The organism is Hydrogenobacter sp. T-8, assembly GCF_011006175.1.
GTDB classification, from domain to species: domain Bacteria; phylum Aquificota; class Aquificia; order Aquificales; family Aquificaceae; genus Pampinifervens; species Pampinifervens florentissimum.
In genome coordinates this window covers 1,375,883-1,392,811 of the sequence record NZ_CP048795.1, presented here as the reverse complement: position 1 = coordinate 1,392,811, position 16,929 = coordinate 1,375,883, and the positions used below count along the sequence as shown (strand labels likewise).

The following is a 16,929-nucleotide window of genomic DNA, read 5'->3' as shown; positions in this document are numbered from 1 at the left end:
GGGTTATAATACTCATCCATGCTGAAAGAATACAACCCATATCTTGAATACAAGGGCGAAGAACTTTACTTGGAAGGTGTTTCTCTGAAGGCTCTTGCAGAAAAGTTTGGCACTCCACTTTATGTCTACAGCGGTAGCTACATCAGAGACAGAATAAAGGCATACAGAGAAGCCTTCCCTGAAGCACTTATATGCTATGCGGTAAAGGCAAACTTTAACCCTCACATAGTTGCCTTAGTCAAGGAAGAGGGTGCTGGTGCGGACATTGTTTCTGGTGGTGAGCTCTTTATAAGCCTAAAGGCAGGAATAGAACCTTCAAAGATAGTGTACGCAGGCGTAGGGAAAACGGTCAAGGAGCTGGAGTATGCCATAAGCTCAGACATTCTTATGTTTAATGTGGAATCTCTTATGGAGCTTGAGGTGCTTGACGAGCTTGCTGGAAAACTTGGTAAAAAGGCTCGCATAGCCATAAGGGTGAACCCAGATGTGGACCCAAAGACGCATCCCTATATATCCACTGGGATGAAAAAGAGTAAGTTTGGAGTGGATATAAAGACCGCAAAAAAGGAATACGAACATGCCAGAAAATTGAAAAACCTGCAAGTGGTTGGTATTCACTGTCATATAGGCTCTCAGATATTGGATGTTTCCCCTTACATTGAAGCGTCTCAGAAGGTGGTGGAGCTGTATTATGAGCTTATTAAAGAGGGTTTTGATATCCAATACCTTGACGTTGGTGGCGGGCTTGGGATAAAGTATAAGCCAGAGCAGTCAAATCCAGAACCCTCTGACCTTGCAGAAGCCATACTTCCAGTAGTCAAGGAGGTAAAGGCTAAAATTATTCTTGAGCCAGGAAGGTCTGTGGTAGGAAACGCAGGCATACTCTTAACGCAGGTTCAGTTTATCAAAGACAAAGGACATAAGCACTTTGTGATAGTGGATGCGGGTATGAACGACCTTGTGAGACCAGCCATGTATGAAGCCTACCATCACATAGTTCCAGTGGAAAGAAAGGATAGACCCTATATAAAGACCGATGTGGTGGGTCCAATATGTGAAACAGGAGACTTTCTTGCCTTGGATAGAGAGCTTCAGGCGGTAGAAAGGGGTGAATATTTAGCTGTTCTTTCCGCAGGTGCTTATGGCTTTGCCATGTCCTCTCACTACAATGTGAGACCAAGAGCTTGCGAGGTGCTTGTGGAGAAAGGTAAATACAGGGTCATAAGGCAAAGAGAAGATTATCAATATATAACTTTCCTATCCATATAACTCGTTGACCGCCATTTTTATAATTTGAGTTAAAGTCTCTGGCGTATAGAAAGTGAGAGCTATCAATATAAGCAACATTAATGTTGGTATTATTATCATAAATGGGTGTAAAACTTTTTCTCTTTCTCCTTTACTAATTCCAGAAAGCATAGGTAAAATCTGCCAGAAAATTCCAGAAAAGGCTACCGCAAGAGAAAACAAAACTAAAATACCAAGAAAGTGGCTCTTTTGAATAACACCAATTATTATGTAAATCTTGCTAAAAAAGGTAGAAAAAGGCGGTAATCCAGATATACTGGCTAAGCCTAAAAGCATTACAAAGGAGGTAGTTTTCATATCTTTAAAAAGTCCATTTATCTTTTCAATTCTCCTTTCGTGCAACACAGAAAGTATATTTCCAGAAGTCATAAAAAGCACGCCTTTTGCTATAGCATGAAAAAGTATGTGAAAAAACGCACCAAAAGCACCATAGCCACCTACACCAAAGCCAAGAGCTATAAGACCCATGTTTTCCATAGAAGAATAAGCAAAAAGCCTTTTATATTCTCCTTGCCTTAGCATAATCAAACTTGCAAGGAAAAGGGTAAGAAAACCAAAGAATATCATAAAGTCCCTTGCATAGCCTACGCCAGCCTTTTCATTTATCTGATAAAACCTTAAAACACCAAGTAAAGCGGTGTTTAGGAGAACGCCAGAGAGAAGAACACTGATAGGGCTTGGTGCCTGAGAGTGTGCATCGGGAAGCCAGTTATGCATAGGTGCAAAGCCTACCTTTGTGCCAAAGCCTACAAGGGCAAGTATAAAAGAAAGGAAAAGTATATCTTTGTCAAGTTTTTGAACTGAAACCATTATATCAAGGAAAGAAAGAGCTTTTAGACTTTCACCGTATATGTGCGCGGTTGAATAATAAAGTAATACAATAGCAAAAAGACCTAATGTGATACCAATAGAACACATTATTACATACTTCCATGAAGCCTCGTAGGATTCTTTACTTCTGTAGAAGGCTATAAGAAAGGCTGTTGTTAGGGTGGTAGCTTCCAATCCAACCCAATACACGCCAAGATTGTTGGAAAGTATGGAAAGTATCATGCTAAAGATAAAGCCATTTTTCCAAAAATAGTAATACTTAAAACGTCTTTTAGACATTCCTTGAGATATTTCTGTTCTTATGTAGCCAAAGGAGTAAAAGACTACAAAAAGCTCAAGCAGGGCAACAGTCAAAAGAAGAAAAGAATTCACAGGGTCCACAAAAAAGAGATTGTATAAATGCGTAGAATATTCCTTATGAAAGAAAATGTAAAGGCTTGAAAGGAACAAACTAAGAGATATAAGAAGCTGTAGATAGGACATGATAAGAACATCTACCAAAAGTGAAAGAAGAAGACCTAATGCGGGTAGTAAAAAGAGTATTGAAATCATTCTTTCAACACCTCCAGGTCATCAACTCTAATATCTTCAAAGTTTTTCATTATGCGAAGCAGTAAAACAGAAGCTATAAGTATACTTACAAGTATGTCAAAAAGTATACCAAGCTCTACCACCAAAGGCATTCCTGTAACTGCACTATTTGCAGCGAGGAATATGGCGTTCTCCATTATTAAAAGCCCAAGTATTTGGGAAAAGAGGATTTTTCTTATAACAAGAAGCATACCACCTATGAAGAAGGTTGATAGTGAAGACACAAAAACAAACCTGCCAAAGAGAAATTCAAGACCACCGAACTTTGTAAGAAGTATGGCGGATATGATTATGAGAATACCAGATATCACTACCGCAGATGGTATGCTTATGACCATATCAAGTTCCCTTTCCCTACCAGTTCTTTTAAGAACTCTAAAGAGCAAAATAGGTATAAGTATGCCCTTAAAAACTAAAGTAGCCAAGAAGGAAAGGTAAAGATGGAAGACACCCGAGCTTATAGCAACCACAAGTATATAGAAGGCAAGCATCCATGATTGTAGCATGTTTAGTCTTATGGCAAATTTTAAAAAGGGAGATGCAACATTCAAAACCGCTGATACCAAAACCATAAGAGCAAAAAAACTCGCTAACTTTTCCACCTTAAGCCTCCATAGAAAGTATAAGTGTAAGTAAGGAAAGGACAAAAGCAAAAGATAGGACGTTTGGAATTCTAAATAGCCTCATCTTCGCATTGAAAGATTCTACAAAGGCGATGAGTATACAAAGAAACAGCATCTTTAACAGATAAAGGGCAAAAGCCAAAGGATAGAAAGTAGAATCACCTATAAAGGGAAAGATAAGTATGGACATGATGCTTAGAAACAGGGTAAGTCTTAGATAAGAGCCATATTCAAAGAGTAGCAGATGTGGACCGCTTGCCTCCAGTATGTTGGCTTCGTGGACCATGGTAAGCTCTAAGTGGGTTTCTGGATTATCAAAAGGTATGCGTGCGTTCTCAGCAAGCGTGAGTATTAGTAGGGTAAACAAAAGGAGGAATGGGATGCTTATTGAAAAACGGCTTGGGTGCTCAGAGAAGAAGGAGCGAAGCTCATTGCTTAGTGTTAAAAAGGCATGGCTTAGATTGAATTCTCCAGTGTATATGCAAAGAGAAAACAAAAGCAAAATCGCGCTTGGTTCTGATAGACTGCTTATAAACCATTCTCTGCTTGACCCAAGAGCTCCAAAGGAGCTTGCCTGATCAAGGGCATAAAGGGTCATGAAGAATATAGATAGAGACAGAAGGTATAGAAGAACAACAGGGTTTGAAGAGTTTCCAAGTAAAGGGCTTTCATAGAAAAAGGGAAGCATAAAGCATAGTAGAGCATGAGGCAAAAAGTAGAAATATGGAGCAAGTCTTGAGACTAAACTTGTGTCCTTTGAAAGGACTATTTCTTTCTTGTGGAGTTTATAGAGGTTTCTGTAAAGTTGAAAGACGCTTATGCCCTTTTGACCTCTTATTCTTTGCTTTAGCTTGTGAATAAAACCTGCAAAGAATGGGGCTAACATAAGCACCATAAGAGCCTGTATGATACCAAGAAGTAAATTCATGGTTTTTCTCCTGTTAGCACTATGTAAATAAGAAAACAGAGAAGAAGTGTAAGGAATATATAGCTTATGTAAAGATTTATATTTCCAGTCTGGAGTATTTTCCTAATTTGGTCTGAGACGGCAAGTATATAACCAGCAAGTCTTTTATATATCTTCTCTTCAAAAATATCTTTTAATTCTTCTTTGTATAAAATACTGCTTCTGAAATACTTTTTTATCTCCGCATCAAAATTTATCTCAGATACAGTGGAGTAAAACATAGAAAAAAGTCTCCTTATGCTATAGGTTTGGGAAAGGGTAGTAGCTTGTGCGGATGGATTTTCTTCATCAAGTCCACAAATCCATGTTTCGTAAATGCGTGCCCTGTTTTTTCTCATGGCGAGGAAAATAACAAGTAAAAGAATAAAGGACACGAATAAGAGATTAAAGGGTAAGTAGTTAAGGTCTGGAAGGGAAAGGGAATATATGTTAGAAAGGATACTAAGCAAAGGATATGGATAAATGCCTATTGAAACAGAAAGGGCGACTGGTAATGCTATTCCAAAGAGTTCAGCTACGCTTGGTTTGTTGGAGACCTTTGCACCCCTGGACTTTCCTAAGAAAACCACCCCAATAAACTTTACAAAGGTAGCACCTACGAAAACGCCAGACAGTGCAAGTAGAGTAAGCACAAGTATCAGTATGTAGGACGAAGGGTCACCTTTGATATTTAGAGCTAAGAAAAGGGTTTTGTAAAGGAGCAGTTCGCTGAAAAAGACATTAGAAGGAGGAAGAGCGGAAATAAAGACAGAAGATACTAACATGAGGTAAAAGAGCAATGGGCTTGCCTTTGAAAGGCCACCAAGCCTGTTCATACTATATTCATGGGTCATCTTGACCATAACCCCTGCACCCATAAAGAGAGAGCTTTTTAGAAGAGAGTGGTTTAAGGTATGTAGCAATACAAAGGCTTTAGATGTAGAGTATATGGGCAGAATTTCTTTGTAAAGACCAAGATTAGCCAAACCCATACCAATAACTAACAAGCCCATGTTTTCTATGCTAGAGTATGCAAGAAACTTTTTAACGCTTGACTCAGTAAGAGAGTAAATGGCACCATACACAAGAGAGAGACAACCGAAAACGATAAGTAGCAGACTTGTAAAGAGAAAGTTTGAAGAGGAAAATTCAAAAAGAAACCTCATCATACCATAGATAGCTGTGTTTAGCATCACCCCAGACATAAGGGCTGAGACATTAGAAGGTGCTACAGGGTGTGCATAGGGTAGCCATACATGAAAAGGAACTATTCCAGCCTTCACAGAAAAACCTAAAAGTGCTAACAATACAATGTAGAGGTCTGCAGAACCACGAAAACTATCAAAACTCATGGATGAGGTTTTTATGTATAAAAGAAGAAAAGAAAGAATTATAAACGCTGTTCCCAGATGGGTCATTAAAAGGTATATAAATCCTACCTTTGAGCTTTCTTTCCCCTCATCACTAATAACGAGATAAAAAGAAGATAGAGACATTATCTCCCAAAAGAAGAGAAAGCTAATTAGATCGTTGCTTATAATAGTGAAAAACATGGAAAGTATAAATACCCCTGTAAGGATTAAGACAAGATGAGCTTTTCCCTTTAACTCACTAACATATCCAATGGTGTATATAGAAACATAAAAAGATACAAAAGCAAGAAGAGAAGAAAAAAATATAGATAGAGCGTCAAGTTTGAAGTATGCCTCAAAAAAGCCCAGCTGAACTGTGAACTCCCTTGGTAAAAGCAAAAGGGATAAGGCTATAAAAGATGAGGCAACAAGTGGTGCGTGTTTGAAAACGCTTAGGCTTCCACTACTTGAACCTTCGGACATGATAATAATCATTATACCACAGAACAAGTGTTATAATTCTAATTGTGTTCATTGAAGAAGAGGTAGAAGGTAGTAACCTTTACAGCAGGGTTAGAGACGCTATCAGGGAAGGATTCTATCTGTTTGGTATGGTAGGAAGTGATGAGAGAGAGTTGGGGAGAGGATTTGCGGTTAGGTATTTCTTTATGAAGAAGGGAAGTGTAAGGGTATTCATCCTAAGGACTGAGGATAAATTTCCCTCTATAGTTTCCCTTTGTCCATCCTCAAAGAACTACGAGAAGGAAATAAGGGATATGTTTGGGCTTTTGCCCGAAGGACATCCCGATAGTAGAAGGCTTATGCTATATCCAGAAAACTGGGACCCAGCCATACACCCCCTTAGAAAGGACTATAAAGGAGAAAAGCCAGAATTTAAGGTTTATGGTCATTATACCTATAAAAAGGTTATGGGAGATGGAGTTAATGAGATACTTGTGGGTCCAATACATGCAGGCATAATAGAGCCCGGTCATTTTAGGTTTTCCCTTGCTGGCGAAGCCATACTTCAATTGGAGATAAGGCACTTCTGGAAGCATAGGGGAATAGAAAAGCTGTGTGAAGGGAAGGACCCCAAACAGGTGCTTAAGATTGTAAACAGGATTTCCGGAGATAATGCGGTTAATATATCTATAGCATACCTTAACGCGGTTGAACCACTTCTTGGACTTGAACCTTCTGAAAGGGTGAAGGTTATAAGGTCTATACTTGGAGAGCTTGAAAGGGTTTGGAACCACGTTAGAGATATAGGTTGGCTGTTCATGGACATAGCTTTTCCACTGGTCGCTCAGCACCTTTTTTCATTACAAGAGAAACTTATGAGGTTTAATAAGAGTCTTACAGGTCACAGGTTTATGTTTGATGTGTGTGAACTCGGAACTGTGAAGGTTGACTTTAATAGGAATAGGGAAAGGGATTTGATTGACTTACTTGGAGTTATAGAGGAGGAGATAAGACAGGTAGAGGAATTTGCCCTGGAAACCCCTTCTGTAAGGGATAGGTTTGAAACTACAGGGCGAGTTTTCAAAAATACAGCTATGGAGTTGTCTCTTTGCGGTGTTTGTGCCAGAGCTTCTGGTCTTGAAAGGGATACGCGCGTAGAGCTTCCATATTTAGCATACAAGGATGTAAACCTTCATACTTTTGAAGAAGGGGATGTTATGGCAAGGTTTCTTGTAAGAACGAGGGAAATTTATGAGTCCATAAGACTTATAAAACTTTTTCTCAAGAATTTGCCAGAGCATACAGAAAAAGCAAACAAGATGCAAAAACCTGAACCCTACTCTTGGAATATTGGGAACGCAGAAACACCCAGAGGCAATGCCTTTTTCTTTGTGATGTTTGATAAGGATGGAAAAATATACAGATTAAAGTATGTAGACCCATCCTTTAGAAACTGGCCAGCAATACAGTATGCAGTTCTTGGAGATATAATAGCGGATTTCCCGCTTGTTAACAAAAGTATGAACCTTTCTTATGCAGGGAATGACCTTTAAAGGAGGAAAGCTATGCTTTTTCTTATGAAGAGAGCCTTTCGTTTGAAAACCGAAGAAATAATGCCAGAACACAAAGAGTTATTGTGTGAACTGCGTGAGGCAATAGATAAGGTTTTTGGTGGCAGTCTGTTCGTCCGTGAAGTGGATACTGGCTCCTGTAATGCTTGTGAGGTGGAGGTTGCTAATCTCAACAATCCATACTACGATATAGAAAGGTTTGGCATAAAGTTTGTCGCCTCTCCGAAACATGCGGATGTGCTTTTAATAACTGGTTGTGTAACAAGGAACATGCTCGTCCCCATGATAAAGGCATATGAAAACGCACCAAACCCAAAATTTATTGTAACCCTAGGAGACTGCACCAAGGATTGTAGTTATTTCAAAGATTCCTATGCGGTGGAGGGTCCAGTAGGGAAGCATATACCAGTTCATCTTCACATACCTGGATGTCCACCAGAGCCAAGGCATATAATAGAGGGATTTTTAAAGCTGTGTAATAGATGGGAAAGATGAAGAATTTTGCCAAAAATATCTTCCATTTATGACTACATAATTTAGTATCTTATTTAGGTTTCTAATACCTTTCAAATCTTGAATTGAACTTAGATTCTTTTCTCTCCTTCTCCTTAATATCTCCTTTGCGGTCTCCTTTCCTATGCCAGGGACTTTTATAAGCATTTCGTAGTCTGCGGTGTTTATTTCCACTGGGAAAAGGTGCATGTTTGCCTCCGCCCATGCAGTTTTTGGGTCTTTGTCAAGAGGGAGATTGCCATCTATTAGTACTGGTTTTAACTCTTCAAAAGAAAAGCCATACTCTCTTATAAGAAAATCAACCTGATAAAGCCTGTGCTCTCTCTTTGGGTTCTCCGGTGGTCTATTTTCAAGCGGGGTGTTTTTCACGGGGAAAAAGGCACTAAAGTATATCCTGCCCAGTCTAAAGCGTTTGTTTAGATAATCTACCGCTTTTATTATCTCCTCATCCTTTTCATCTCCAACGCCTACCATCATCTGACTTATCTGACTTTTACCCTTTTGACCTCTTATAAGCCTATCCACATACTCTATTTTGGGAAGCATATCCTGAAGTATGCTTTTACCCTTTGCTATGTCTTTGAGTCTCTTTTCCTTTGAGGTCTCAAGGTTTATGGAGACTCTACTTGCCACTTTAACTGCCTCTTCCACGCTTTGCAAAGAAGCCCCGGGCATGAGTTTAAGGTGTATGTAGCCTTTGAATTCATATTTCTCTCTAAGTATCTTTGCGGTATCTATCATTCTTTCCATGGTAAAGTCTGGATTTCCGAAAATGCCCGAGGAAAGAAAAAGCCCGCTTACCTTTCCCGCCTTGTATAGTTCCATAAACCCCTTTGCTATTTCTTCAGGCTTTAGTGCTATCCTTATTGTTTCGTCCCTGTCTCTTCTAAAGGCACAATACATGCAGTTTTTATCGCACATGGTTGTTTGCATGAGCTTGAGGATAGGCACTTTACCTTTGGGTGTGGAAGCGTAAAAGACACAACTTTCAAAGTTATAATCCCCATCCCTCTCAAAGCTGGCAAGCCTTGACATAAGCCTTATTTTTTGATGGAGTTCCATACTTTATAGAATATGCATAAACTGGCTTTGTGCCAATATCCTTAGAAGGTGTTAAAATCTTAATTCCATGAGGGCACTTATTTCTGTATACTACAAAGAAGGTCTTGAAAAACTTCTGCAGGCTATCTATGAGAAGGGTTTTGAGGTCATATCCACTGGTGGCACTGCAAAGTTTATCCAAAGCCTTGGCTATAAGGTAAAGCTGGTGGAAGAGCTCACAGGCTTTCCCGAGATATTGGACGGTAGGGTAAAGACCTTGCATCCTGCGGTGCATGGCGGTATTCTCTACAGAGATTGGGTAGAAAAGGACAAAGAAGAAATAAAGAACCTTGGCATACAGCCCATAGACCTTGTGGTGGTTAACCTATATCCCTTTGAAGAGAAACTAAAAGAAGACCTAACAGAGCAGGAGCTTATGGAGTTTATAGACATAGGTGGACCAACTCTTATCAGAGCTTCCGCTAAAAACTTCTACAGAGTTGCGGTAGTGGTAGACCCTGAGGACTACGGATGGGTAGCGGAGAGAATAAAAGAAGGTGGTCTAACCCTTGAAGAGAGAAAAGCCCTTGCGGTAAAGGCTTTTTCCCTTACCGCTTACTACGATGCTCTTATATCAAAAGCCTTGGCAAATATGTTTGAGGTGCAAACAGAAGTTACATACTCCGCCATACCCATGAGGTTAGCAAGCCAGCTAAGATACGGAGAAAACCCTCATCAAAAGGGTTGGCTTTATCTCAATCCCCTTGAGGAGCTTGGTATTGCCCGTTCTAAGGTTTTGCAGGGAAAGGAAATGTCCTTTAACAATTACCTTGACAGCGACTCTGCCTTTAGGCTTGTAAGTGAGTTTTCAAAGCCTGCATGCGTGATAGTAAAGCACAACAACCCCTGCGGTGTAGCCTTAGGCAACAGCCTGCTTGAAGCCTACGAGAGAGCCTTTTCTTCAGACCCCGAGTCTTCCTTTGGAGGCATAGTAGCCTTTAACGACAAGGTAGACAAGGACTTAGCCCAAAGACTCACAGAAGTTTTCCTTGAGGTGATTATAGCTCCAGAGTTTTCCGAGGAAGCCCTTGAGGTTTTCTCAAAGAAGAAAAACCTAAGGCTAATACAGGTCTTTGGTTTTTCCCACTCCTTTGACATAAAAAAGATAAGCGGTGGTTTTCTTCTGCAGGAAGAGGACAGTCTTGATTATGAGAGATTTGAAGTGGTTTCGGAAAGAGAGCCCACAGAAACCGAGAAGGAAGACATGCTCTTTGCGTGGAAGGTTTGCAAGTATGTAAAGTCTAACGCTATAGTTATAGCAAAGGAAGGAAAAACCTTAGCCATAGGCTCTGGAAATACTTCAAGGGTGGATAGTTTAAGATGTGCCATAGCAAAAGCCCAGAGGTTTGGTTTTGAGCTAAGAGGAAGTGTTCTTGCCTCTGAAGCCTTTTTACCCTTTAGAGACAGCGTGGATATAGCTCATTCTGCAGGTATAACTGCCATAATTCAACCTGGAGGGTCTATAAGAGACAAGGAAGTAATAGAGGCGGTAAACCAGCACAACATGGCTATGGTCTTTACTGGCACAAGGCACTTTAGACACTAAATTTAAACTCATGCAGGTAAAGGAGAGGGTATATACCTACGAAGATGTGCTGAAGGGAACTCTTCCAGAAGGGCTTTATGAAATAGTCAACGGTGAGGTGGTAGAAATGGCTCCAATAGGTGATGTTCATGGGTCTTATGAAGCTGATTTTTCCTACTACCTTAAAAGTAAGCTGAGAAAGAAGGGCTATGTGCTTGTAGGTGAAGTGGGCATATTGCTTAAAAAAGAGCCTTTAACACTTAGAGGGCTTGACGTGGTATATATAAGCAAGGAAAAGCTACCAAAACTCAAAGGCAAGGCTCTTGAAGTGCCTCCAGACCTTGTGATAGAGATACTCTCACCTTCAAATACCTACACAGAAATGGAGGAGAAGGTGCAAGAGCTTTTGGACTTTGGCGTGGAAAGGGTTTTGCTCGTAGACCCAAGACTAAGAAAAGCGTTTTTGCATAAAAAAGGCATTGTGGAAGTTTATTCTTTTGACGAGGAGTTTGAGCTTTTGCCAGAGCTTAAAATAAAACTCTCTGAGGTGCTTGAGGAATGAAACTTCTTTACTTTTCTATACTTAAGGAGAGGCTCAAGGCTGAGTTTGAAGAAATTGAGTTTAGTGGGAAGGTGTCGGAACTCCGTAGGTTCTTGATTGAAAAATATCCTGAGCTTGAGGATATCATAAAGGTCTCAAGGTTTGCGGTCAATTACGAGTATGTGGGTGAAGACTACGAGCTAAAGGGAGAGGAAGTGGTGGCGGTCATACCTCCAGTGAGCGGTGGATAAGAGAGCTCTCATAGTAAGACTATCTTCCCTGGGTGATGTGGTGCTGACCTCTTGCCTTGTAGACCCTTTGCTTGAACTGGGATATAAGCCATATCTTTTGACCCTTGAACCCTTTGGTGAAGTCTTCTTAGAAGACCCAAGGCTTGAGGTTTTTCAAGTAAAAAAGCAAGAGCTCTTTAGAAAGGACACTCTTCAAAGGCTAAAGGGCTTTGATCTATACCTTGACATGCATAAAAATTTGAAAACATTACTCTTGAGGATAAGGCTTGGTGGAAAGTGGAAGAGCTACAACAAGCAATCCCTTAGGCGAAGGCTTTCTGTGTATTTTAAAAGTATGAGAAAACCCTACAGCGTGGTAAAAGCCTACCTTGAAAGCATAGGCTACAGGGAAGGAAGACCAAAGATACTAATCTCTGAGGAGAGGTTAAAGGCTTGGAAAGAAAAACTTGGAGACTATGTATGCATAGCTCCGGGTGCAAGGTATGAGAAAAAGCGTTATCCACGCTTTGAAGGGTTAATAGAGCTTCTCCTTAGGGAGGGCTACAAGGTGGTTCTTGTGGGAGACAAAAAGGACAAAGAGCTTACTAAAAGCTGGCAGGGTATTAATCTATGCGGGGAGCTTTCTCTCTTGGATGTGGCTGGCATAATAAAGGGTGCCTCTCTCTTTATAGGCAACGACTCGGGACTGCTACACTTGGCAAGGGCGGTAGGGGCAAAGGCTATTCAGATATATGGCGGAACACATCCCACCTTAGGCTTTGCTCTTGAACCTCAAGAAGGAGTATACCTTTTCAAAGGTCTATATTGTCAGCCTTGCGACCTTCATGGAAAGGGAAGCTGTAGATTGGGAGAATACCCATACCCGTGCCTCGATATAGCACCAGAGGAGGTTTTTGCGGTAGCCAAAAGACTTTTAGAAGGGCAGGGCTAAAAGCCCATACCCCGTATTTTAACTACCAAGTTAGAACTCTTCCAGCCATTCCAAGGGTAGGAAGTGCTTGAGTGGGTGTCATCACTGGGAAATTGTAAGCTAAGTCTTCCTCTTTCATACCGTTGAGGTCAAGGGACTGTTTGCATGCAACCATCTGCACACCGTTGTCAAGGGCGAGCTTAATAAAGTAAGAAAGTGGCTGTCCGCCTTCCATTGGATAGATGCTGTCCGCAACACCCTTTTTGAGAAGCTCAGTAGCTGGACCCGTGAAGTATACCACCACATTCATATCCTCTGCAGCAGCAGTGGATGCAAGGAAGAAAGCAGATGGTAGCCTTTTGGCGTTTTCCTTTCCTGTTAGCAGGATTATCACGAGGTCTGGTGCTTTTTGCTCCATTGTCTAAACCTCCTATTAAGAATGTTCTTATAGAATTATAGCATTATAGAGGAGGTATCTATCCGTTCCACTTGCTATGCTTATACACACTTGTCTATCCAACCAACTTCGGAACCTTTCCGTTCATCCGCTTGCTATATGGTCTGCCATGTCCTGACGGAACGGAGCTCTGCCGGGATAGCCCTTGGCTTATAGCTTTGGGCTTTTGTATAACAGACTGGAACTAAGTATAAACCAAGTTTGACTAAAAGTTTGGTGTTTTGTTCATGGATCCCTTGACATTTTATAACAAAGGACTAAAATAATTTAATAGAAGAACCTTAAAGGAGGTGGTTGCCATGAGAAGAGGACTTACACTATGGAACCCATTTGCAGAGATTGAACGCATAAGAAGGGAGTTTGATAGGCTCCTTGAGGAGCTTGTGCCCAGGGAGGAAGGTGAAAGGGTTTTTGCACCTGTTGTGGATGTGTATGAGACAGACCAAGAGCTGGTTGTAAAGGCAGAGCTTCCTGGAGTTAAGAAGGAGAACGTGGAAGTATCCATAAGGGATAACGCCCTGCACATAAGAGGTGAGAAGAAGGAAGAGAAAGAAGAGAAAACGGAAACCTACCATAGGGTTGAAAGAGTATACGGACGGTTCGAAAGGGTTGTACCATTGCCTACGGATGTAAAGGTAGAATCCGCAAAGGCTGAGTTCAAGGATGGCGTGCTTGAAATAAGAATACCAAAAGCTGAGAGTGCAAAGGAGAAAAAGATAGAAATAACCTAAACTTTTCTGGGGGGCTGTCTTTCTATGACAGCTCCCAAACCCTTAAATTTTTCCTCAAGTCTTTCGTATCCTCTGTCAAGATGGTATATATCTTTTACAACTGTTGTTCCTTCTGCTACGAGCCCTGCTAACACGAGACTGGCAGATGCCCTTAGGTCAGTAGAATAAACATCCGCACCATAGAGCTTTTTGACCCCTCTTATAATTGCGGTCCTATCCCTCACGTGGATGTCCGCACCCATCCTCTGAAGCTCTGCCACATGCTGAAAGCGGTTTTCAAAGATGTTTTCCCTTATCTCTGACACTCCATCCGCAAGACAGCAAAGCACCATAAACTGGGCTTGCATGTCCGTGGGAAATCCTGGATACTCGGCGGTGGATATGGTGAGAGGTTTAATAATGTTACCGCCTCTTACCCTAAGACTGTTAAGGCTCAGAATATCAACATTGGCACCCGCCTCTTTGAGCTTCTCTATTATGCTACCTAAATGTTCCACCCTTATGTCCTCAAGCAAGACATCTCCACCCGTTAAAAAACCAGCCACCATGAAAGTCCCTGCTTCTATTCTGTCAGGTATAACCCTATGGCTAAAGCCTCTCAGATATTCGCTTCCTCTTACTATTGCTGTCCTGTCTTCTATATGTATCTCCGCGCCCATTTTTCTGAGCACTTCCACAAGGTCTATGACTTCAGGCTCCAAGGCTATGTTTCTCAATACGCTCCTTTTTTCACAGCTACTGAGAAACATAAGAGCATTCTCAGTTCCCGTTACCGTTATAACCTCAAAGGTGTATTCCACAGGATTTATCTTCTTTATTTCCATATCTATGTAGCCATGTCTTACACTTATGTTAGCCCCCGCCCTTTCAAATACCTTAAGGTGCTGGTCTATGGACCTCACCCCAATGGAACAACCTCCAGGCATAGATACAATCGCCCTTCCAAACCTTGCAAGTAATGGTCCCATTACAAGAACAGAGGCTCTCATACGTCTTACCACTTCATCTGGTGCGGTGTGTATATTTATTGAACTCGGATAGAGGCTTACCTTTCCATCTTTAAACTTCACACCTGCACCTAAATGTTGAAGAAGTTCAAGGGTTGTTCTCGTGTCAAGAAGGTCAGGCACATTTTCTACGGTGCAAGTCTCCTTAGTAAGTATACTTGCTATTAGTATGGGCAGTGAGGCATTTTTTGATCCAGAGATACTTACCTTTCCCTTTAAAGGTTTGCCTCCTTCTATCACAAGATAGTCAGAAGTATATGATGTAGTGCTTCTCATCCTTGTTTATTATTATCTTCACAACTTCTCCACTTTTTGAATAAAAAATTTCAACACCATCGTCTTCTTCCTTATGAACCGCCGGTTCTTCGGAGTATATAACCAATATTCTCTCAGCTTCTTCCACTACAAGAGGAAAATCGTTCATATCCTTACCACCACACAGGTAAGGGCTTCCTTTACTCCCTCCAAGGAATGTATTTTGCTTATTACGAGCCTACCGAGTTCATCCTGATTCCTTACCTCTGCAAAGACGATTATGTCATAGGGACCTGTTACTACATCCGCAGTTTTTATGCCTTCAAAGGTTGACAAAGCAAGCATTATGGAAGGAATTTCTCTTGGGTCTGCTTTTATAAGCACGTAAGCCTTTATGGAATATTCGCTCTCAAGTTCCATAAGCTCTGTTATAGACATGGGGTAGCCTTCGCTCTGTGTCTGCATCTTCCACCTCCTGCAAGAATATTTTAACCAACTTCTCCGCAAGGGAAGGGTCTTTTCTTATCTCTTCCACCGCAATGTGAATGAGCCTTCTGACCATTGGTTCTCTTTCTTCCACGTCTCTCCACGCCCTTTTTATGCTTACTATGTATCTTTCAACCTTGAGAAACTCCAACCACTTCATGAACTTACTCACCTCGTCCCATACTATTATCTCTCCCTTTTCCTTTTCCTTTAACCTCTCCTTTAGGTTCTTCTCCGCAACCTCTTGTAGGTCATCTATATCGTAGAGAAACACCTCGTCAACCTCATTCACCTCAGGGTCCACATTTCTGGGAACAGATATATCTATGAAAAAGATAGGTTTGTAGTTTCTTTTCTTTATCGCCTTTTTGACCATAGGAGTGTCTATGATAAACCTCTTGCTCCCTGTAGAGACTATCACTATATCAAATTCATGAAGATGTTCAGAAAGCTCTTCAAACCTAAGCACGTGCCCTTGAAGCTCTTTTGCTAATTCCACCGCTCTTTCGTATGTTCTGTTGGTTATAAAAAGGTGTGCCTGAAGTTTTTTAAGATATTTCGCAGAAAGCTCAGCCATTTCACCAGCACCCACAAGGAGAACCTTTGTCTTTGCAAGGCTTCCGAATATTCTCTTGGCAAGCTCTACAGCCACATAGCTCACCGACACCGCATTCCTACTTATGCCTGTTTCTGTGCGCACCCTCTTGGCAGTTCTGAGAGCCTTCTCGTATAGTCTATTGAGAACCTTGCCAGTGCATTGGAGTTCCTTTGCTATTCTGTATGCTTCCTTAAACTGGTTTACTATCTGCGTTTCTCCCACCACCATGGACTCAAGCCCACTTGCAACCTTAAAGATATGGGCAACTGCAAGACCGTCCTCTAAAAAGAAAGAGTTTTTCCTAAGTCTTGTGTCCACACCTTTGAGCTGAAGAAGCTCAAGAATAAGCCTGTTCATAGGCTCGTAGTCTTCCGCAACAGTGTAAACCTCCACCCTATTACAGGTAGAAAGAAGCATTATCTCTCTTATACCCTTTACGGTCTTAAGGGGTGGTAAAAGATAGTAAGCATCCTCCCTGCTACAAGCCAAAAGCTCCCTCTGTTCTACTGGGGCGGTTTTGAAGTTTACGCCCCATACAAATATGCGATACATCACATATAAATATATCACACTACAATAGCCATGACCGCCATGTCCTCTACCGCTTGAAAACCATGGGGCTCGTTGGGTTCGTAGAGAAGGGCTTCGCCCGCCCTTAGCCTTTCCCTGTTTTCTTCTGAACCCACAAAAAAGTCCCCTTCACCATGTAGGACGATGGTTATAACCCTGTGGGGGGATGTGTGTAAGTTTATCTTCTGACCAGCCTTCAGATAAAAGGCGATACACCTTAAGCCTTCCTCTACATGAATAGCTTTTTTCACTGGCATAAAATCTGAAAAACTACCCTCTGCCTTTAAGATTTTTGCCATT

At 41.3% G+C, this 16,929-nt stretch carries 19 protein-coding genes; 8 read left to right on the top strand and 11 right to left on the bottom strand.

Features of this window, described 5'->3' with window-relative positions; translation table 11 throughout:
* Positions 1-18: 18 nt before the first annotated feature.
* Complete coding sequence (gene lysA / locus G3M65_RS08060; RefSeq protein WP_173834065.1) at positions 19-1,269, top strand: diaminopimelate decarboxylase; 1,251 nt, start codon at positions 19-21, stop codon at positions 1,267-1,269.
* On the opposite strand, the gene G3M65_RS08055 is transcribed toward lysA, so the two are convergent.
* Genes G3M65_RS08055 through G3M65_RS08040 form a run of 4 tightly spaced genes read right to left on the bottom strand, consistent with a single transcriptional unit; the run spans position 1,258 to position 6,134 of the window.
* Complete coding sequence (locus G3M65_RS08055) at positions 1,258-2,691, bottom strand: proton-conducting transporter transmembrane domain-containing protein (protein WP_173834064.1); 1,434 nt, start codon at positions 2,689-2,691, stop codon at positions 1,258-1,260. The two genes, lysA and G3M65_RS08055, sit on opposite strands and share 12 nt — an antisense overlap.
* Positions 2,688-3,332: a hydrogenase gene (locus G3M65_RS08050; protein WP_254426259.1), complete on the bottom strand. Its 645-nt coding sequence runs from the start codon at positions 3,330-3,332 to the stop codon at positions 2,688-2,690. The genes G3M65_RS08055 and G3M65_RS08050 overlap by 4 nt, the downstream gene beginning before the upstream one ends.
* A 1-nt stretch (position 3,333) precedes the next feature.
* On the bottom strand, positions 3,334-4,281 hold the full coding sequence (locus tag G3M65_RS08045; protein ID WP_173834063.1) for a respiratory chain complex I subunit 1 family protein: 948 nt from the start codon (positions 4,279-4,281) through the stop codon (positions 3,334-3,336).
* Positions 4,278-6,134, bottom strand: a complete 1,857-nt coding sequence (locus G3M65_RS08040) for a proton-conducting transporter transmembrane domain-containing protein (protein WP_173834062.1) — start codon at positions 6,132-6,134, stop codon at positions 4,278-4,280. Before G3M65_RS08040 ends, G3M65_RS08045 begins: the two co-directional genes overlap by 4 nt.
* A gap of 44 nt (positions 6,135-6,178) precedes the next feature.
* Here G3M65_RS08040 and G3M65_RS08035 point away from each other — a divergent pair, with 44 nt between their 5' ends.
* Together G3M65_RS08035 and G3M65_RS08030 are read left to right on the top strand one after the other, a co-directional pair.
* Positions 6,179-7,666, top strand: a complete 1,488-nt coding sequence (locus G3M65_RS08035) for a hydrogenase large subunit (protein WP_173834061.1) — start codon at positions 6,179-6,181, stop codon at positions 7,664-7,666.
* 12 nt (positions 7,667-7,678) lie between these two features.
* Positions 7,679-8,179 (top strand): NADH-quinone oxidoreductase subunit B family protein, encoded by a 501-nt coding sequence (locus tag G3M65_RS08030; RefSeq protein ID WP_173834060.1) that lies wholly within the window; start codon positions 7,679-7,681, stop codon positions 8,177-8,179.
* Here G3M65_RS08030 and G3M65_RS08025 read toward each other — a convergent pair.
* Positions 8,150-9,259, bottom strand: coding sequence for a radical SAM protein (locus G3M65_RS08025; RefSeq protein WP_173834059.1), 1,110 nt, complete (start codon positions 9,257-9,259; stop codon positions 8,150-8,152). The genes G3M65_RS08030 and G3M65_RS08025 overlap by 30 nt on opposite strands.
* A gap of 67 nt (positions 9,260-9,326) precedes the next feature.
* Here G3M65_RS08025 and purH point away from each other — a divergent pair, with 67 nt between their 5' ends.
* From purH to G3M65_RS08005, 4 genes are read left to right on the top strand one after another with little or no spacing between them, the layout of a single operon-like run.
* Positions 9,327-10,844 (top strand): bifunctional phosphoribosylaminoimidazolecarboxamide formyltransferase/IMP cyclohydrolase, encoded by a 1,518-nt coding sequence (purH, locus tag G3M65_RS08020; protein WP_173834058.1) that lies wholly within the window; start codon positions 9,327-9,329, stop codon positions 10,842-10,844.
* A gap of 10 nt (positions 10,845-10,854) precedes the next feature.
* Positions 10,855-11,385: a Uma2 family endonuclease gene (locus G3M65_RS08015; RefSeq protein ID WP_173834057.1), complete on the top strand. Its 531-nt coding sequence runs from the start codon at positions 10,855-10,857 to the stop codon at positions 11,383-11,385.
* A complete protein-coding gene (locus tag G3M65_RS08010) occupies positions 11,382-11,615 on the top strand; it encodes a MoaD/ThiS family protein (RefSeq protein WP_173834056.1) in 234 nt (77 codons plus the stop codon). Before G3M65_RS08015 ends, G3M65_RS08010 begins: the two co-directional genes overlap by 4 nt.
* Entirely contained in the window at positions 11,608-12,546 is a 939-nt protein-coding gene (locus tag G3M65_RS08005; RefSeq protein WP_173834055.1) for a glycosyltransferase family 9 protein, read from the top strand. Before G3M65_RS08010 ends, G3M65_RS08005 begins: the two co-directional genes overlap by 8 nt.
* Before the next feature lie 22 nt (positions 12,547-12,568).
* Here G3M65_RS08005 and G3M65_RS08000 read toward each other — a convergent pair whose 3' ends face one another.
* A complete protein-coding gene (locus tag G3M65_RS08000) occupies positions 12,569-12,943 on the bottom strand; it encodes a DsrE family protein (protein ID WP_173834054.1) in 375 nt (124 codons plus the stop codon).
* 338 nt (positions 12,944-13,281) lie between these two features.
* On the opposite strand from G3M65_RS08000, the gene G3M65_RS07995 reads away from it, so the two are divergent.
* A complete protein-coding gene (locus G3M65_RS07995; RefSeq protein WP_173834053.1) occupies positions 13,282-13,713 on the top strand; it encodes an Hsp20/alpha crystallin family protein in 432 nt (143 codons plus the stop codon).
* Here the strand turns inward: G3M65_RS07995 and murA are convergent.
* From murA to G3M65_RS07970, 5 genes are read right to left on the bottom strand one after another with little or no spacing between them, the layout of a single operon-like run.
* On the bottom strand, positions 13,710-14,996 hold the full coding sequence (murA, locus tag G3M65_RS07990) for a UDP-N-acetylglucosamine 1-carboxyvinyltransferase (RefSeq protein WP_173834052.1): 1,287 nt from the start codon (positions 14,994-14,996) through the stop codon (positions 13,710-13,712). The two genes, G3M65_RS07995 and murA, sit on opposite strands and share 4 nt — an antisense overlap.
* Entirely contained in the window at positions 14,968-15,144 is a 177-nt protein-coding gene (locus tag G3M65_RS07985; protein WP_173834051.1) for a hypothetical protein, read from the bottom strand. Before G3M65_RS07985 ends, murA begins: the two co-directional genes overlap by 29 nt.
* On the bottom strand, positions 15,141-15,440 hold the full coding sequence (locus tag G3M65_RS07980; RefSeq protein WP_173834050.1) for an Lrp/AsnC family transcriptional regulator: 300 nt from the start codon (positions 15,438-15,440) through the stop codon (positions 15,141-15,143). The genes G3M65_RS07985 and G3M65_RS07980 overlap by 4 nt, the downstream gene beginning before the upstream one ends.
* The gene (gene hemA / locus G3M65_RS07975) at positions 15,385-16,611 is read right to left on the bottom strand and encodes a glutamyl-tRNA reductase (protein ID WP_173834049.1); all 1,227 of its coding nucleotides are present in this window, start codon (positions 16,609-16,611) and stop codon (positions 15,385-15,387) included. The genes G3M65_RS07980 and hemA overlap by 56 nt, the downstream gene beginning before the upstream one ends.
* A gap of 14 nt (positions 16,612-16,625) precedes the next feature.
* Positions 16,626-16,928 (bottom strand): cupin domain-containing protein, encoded by a 303-nt coding sequence (locus tag G3M65_RS07970; RefSeq protein WP_173834048.1) that lies wholly within the window; start codon positions 16,926-16,928, stop codon positions 16,626-16,628.
* Position 16,929: the final 1 nt, after the last annotated feature.

What these genes read in the sequence shown, in the direction of transcription:
- hemA (WP_173834049.1), bottom strand. Translation starts at nt 16,611, where the DNA reads ATGTATCGCATATTTGTATGGGGCGTAAACTTCAAAACCGCCCCAGTA.
- G3M65_RS08045 (WP_173834063.1), bottom strand. Translation starts at nt 4,281, where the DNA reads ATGAATTTACTTCTTGGTATCATACAGGCTCTTATGGTGCTTATGTTA.
- G3M65_RS08030 (WP_173834060.1), top strand. Translation starts at nt 7,679, where the DNA reads ATGCTTTTTCTTATGAAGAGAGCCTTTCGTTTGAAAACCGAAGAAATA.
- G3M65_RS08055 (WP_173834064.1), bottom strand. Translation starts at nt 2,691, where the DNA reads ATGATTTCAATACTCTTTTTACTACCCGCATTAGGTCTTCTTCTTTCA.
- G3M65_RS08015 (WP_173834057.1), top strand. Translation starts at nt 10,855, where the DNA reads ATGCAGGTAAAGGAGAGGGTATATACCTACGAAGATGTGCTGAAGGGA.
- G3M65_RS07970 (WP_173834048.1), bottom strand. Translation starts at nt 16,928, where the DNA reads ATGGCAAAAATCTTAAAGGCAGAGGGTAGTTTTTCAGATTTTATGCCA.
- G3M65_RS07980 (WP_173834050.1), bottom strand. Translation starts at nt 15,440, where the DNA reads ATGCAGACACAGAGCGAAGGCTACCCCATGTCTATAACAGAGCTTATG.
- murA (WP_173834052.1), bottom strand. Translation starts at nt 14,996, where the DNA reads ATGAGAAGCACTACATCATATACTTCTGACTATCTTGTGATAGAAGGA.
- G3M65_RS08010 (WP_173834056.1), top strand. Translation starts at nt 11,382, where the DNA reads ATGAAACTTCTTTACTTTTCTATACTTAAGGAGAGGCTCAAGGCTGAG.
- G3M65_RS08025 (WP_173834059.1), bottom strand. Translation starts at nt 9,259, where the DNA reads ATGGAACTCCATCAAAAAATAAGGCTTATGTCAAGGCTTGCCAGCTTT.
- G3M65_RS07995 (WP_173834053.1), top strand. Translation starts at nt 13,282, where the DNA reads ATGAGAAGAGGACTTACACTATGGAACCCATTTGCAGAGATTGAACGC.
- G3M65_RS08040 (WP_173834062.1), bottom strand. Translation starts at nt 6,134, where the DNA reads ATGTCCGAAGGTTCAAGTAGTGGAAGCCTAAGCGTTTTCAAACACGCA.
- G3M65_RS08000 (WP_173834054.1), bottom strand. Translation starts at nt 12,943, where the DNA reads ATGGAGCAAAAAGCACCAGACCTCGTGATAATCCTGCTAACAGGAAAG.
- purH (WP_173834058.1), top strand. Translation starts at nt 9,327, where the DNA reads ATGAGGGCACTTATTTCTGTATACTACAAAGAAGGTCTTGAAAAACTT.
- lysA (WP_173834065.1), top strand. Translation starts at nt 19, where the DNA reads ATGCTGAAAGAATACAACCCATATCTTGAATACAAGGGCGAAGAACTT.
- G3M65_RS07985 (WP_173834051.1), bottom strand. Translation starts at nt 15,144, where the DNA reads ATGAACGATTTTCCTCTTGTAGTGGAAGAAGCTGAGAGAATATTGGTT.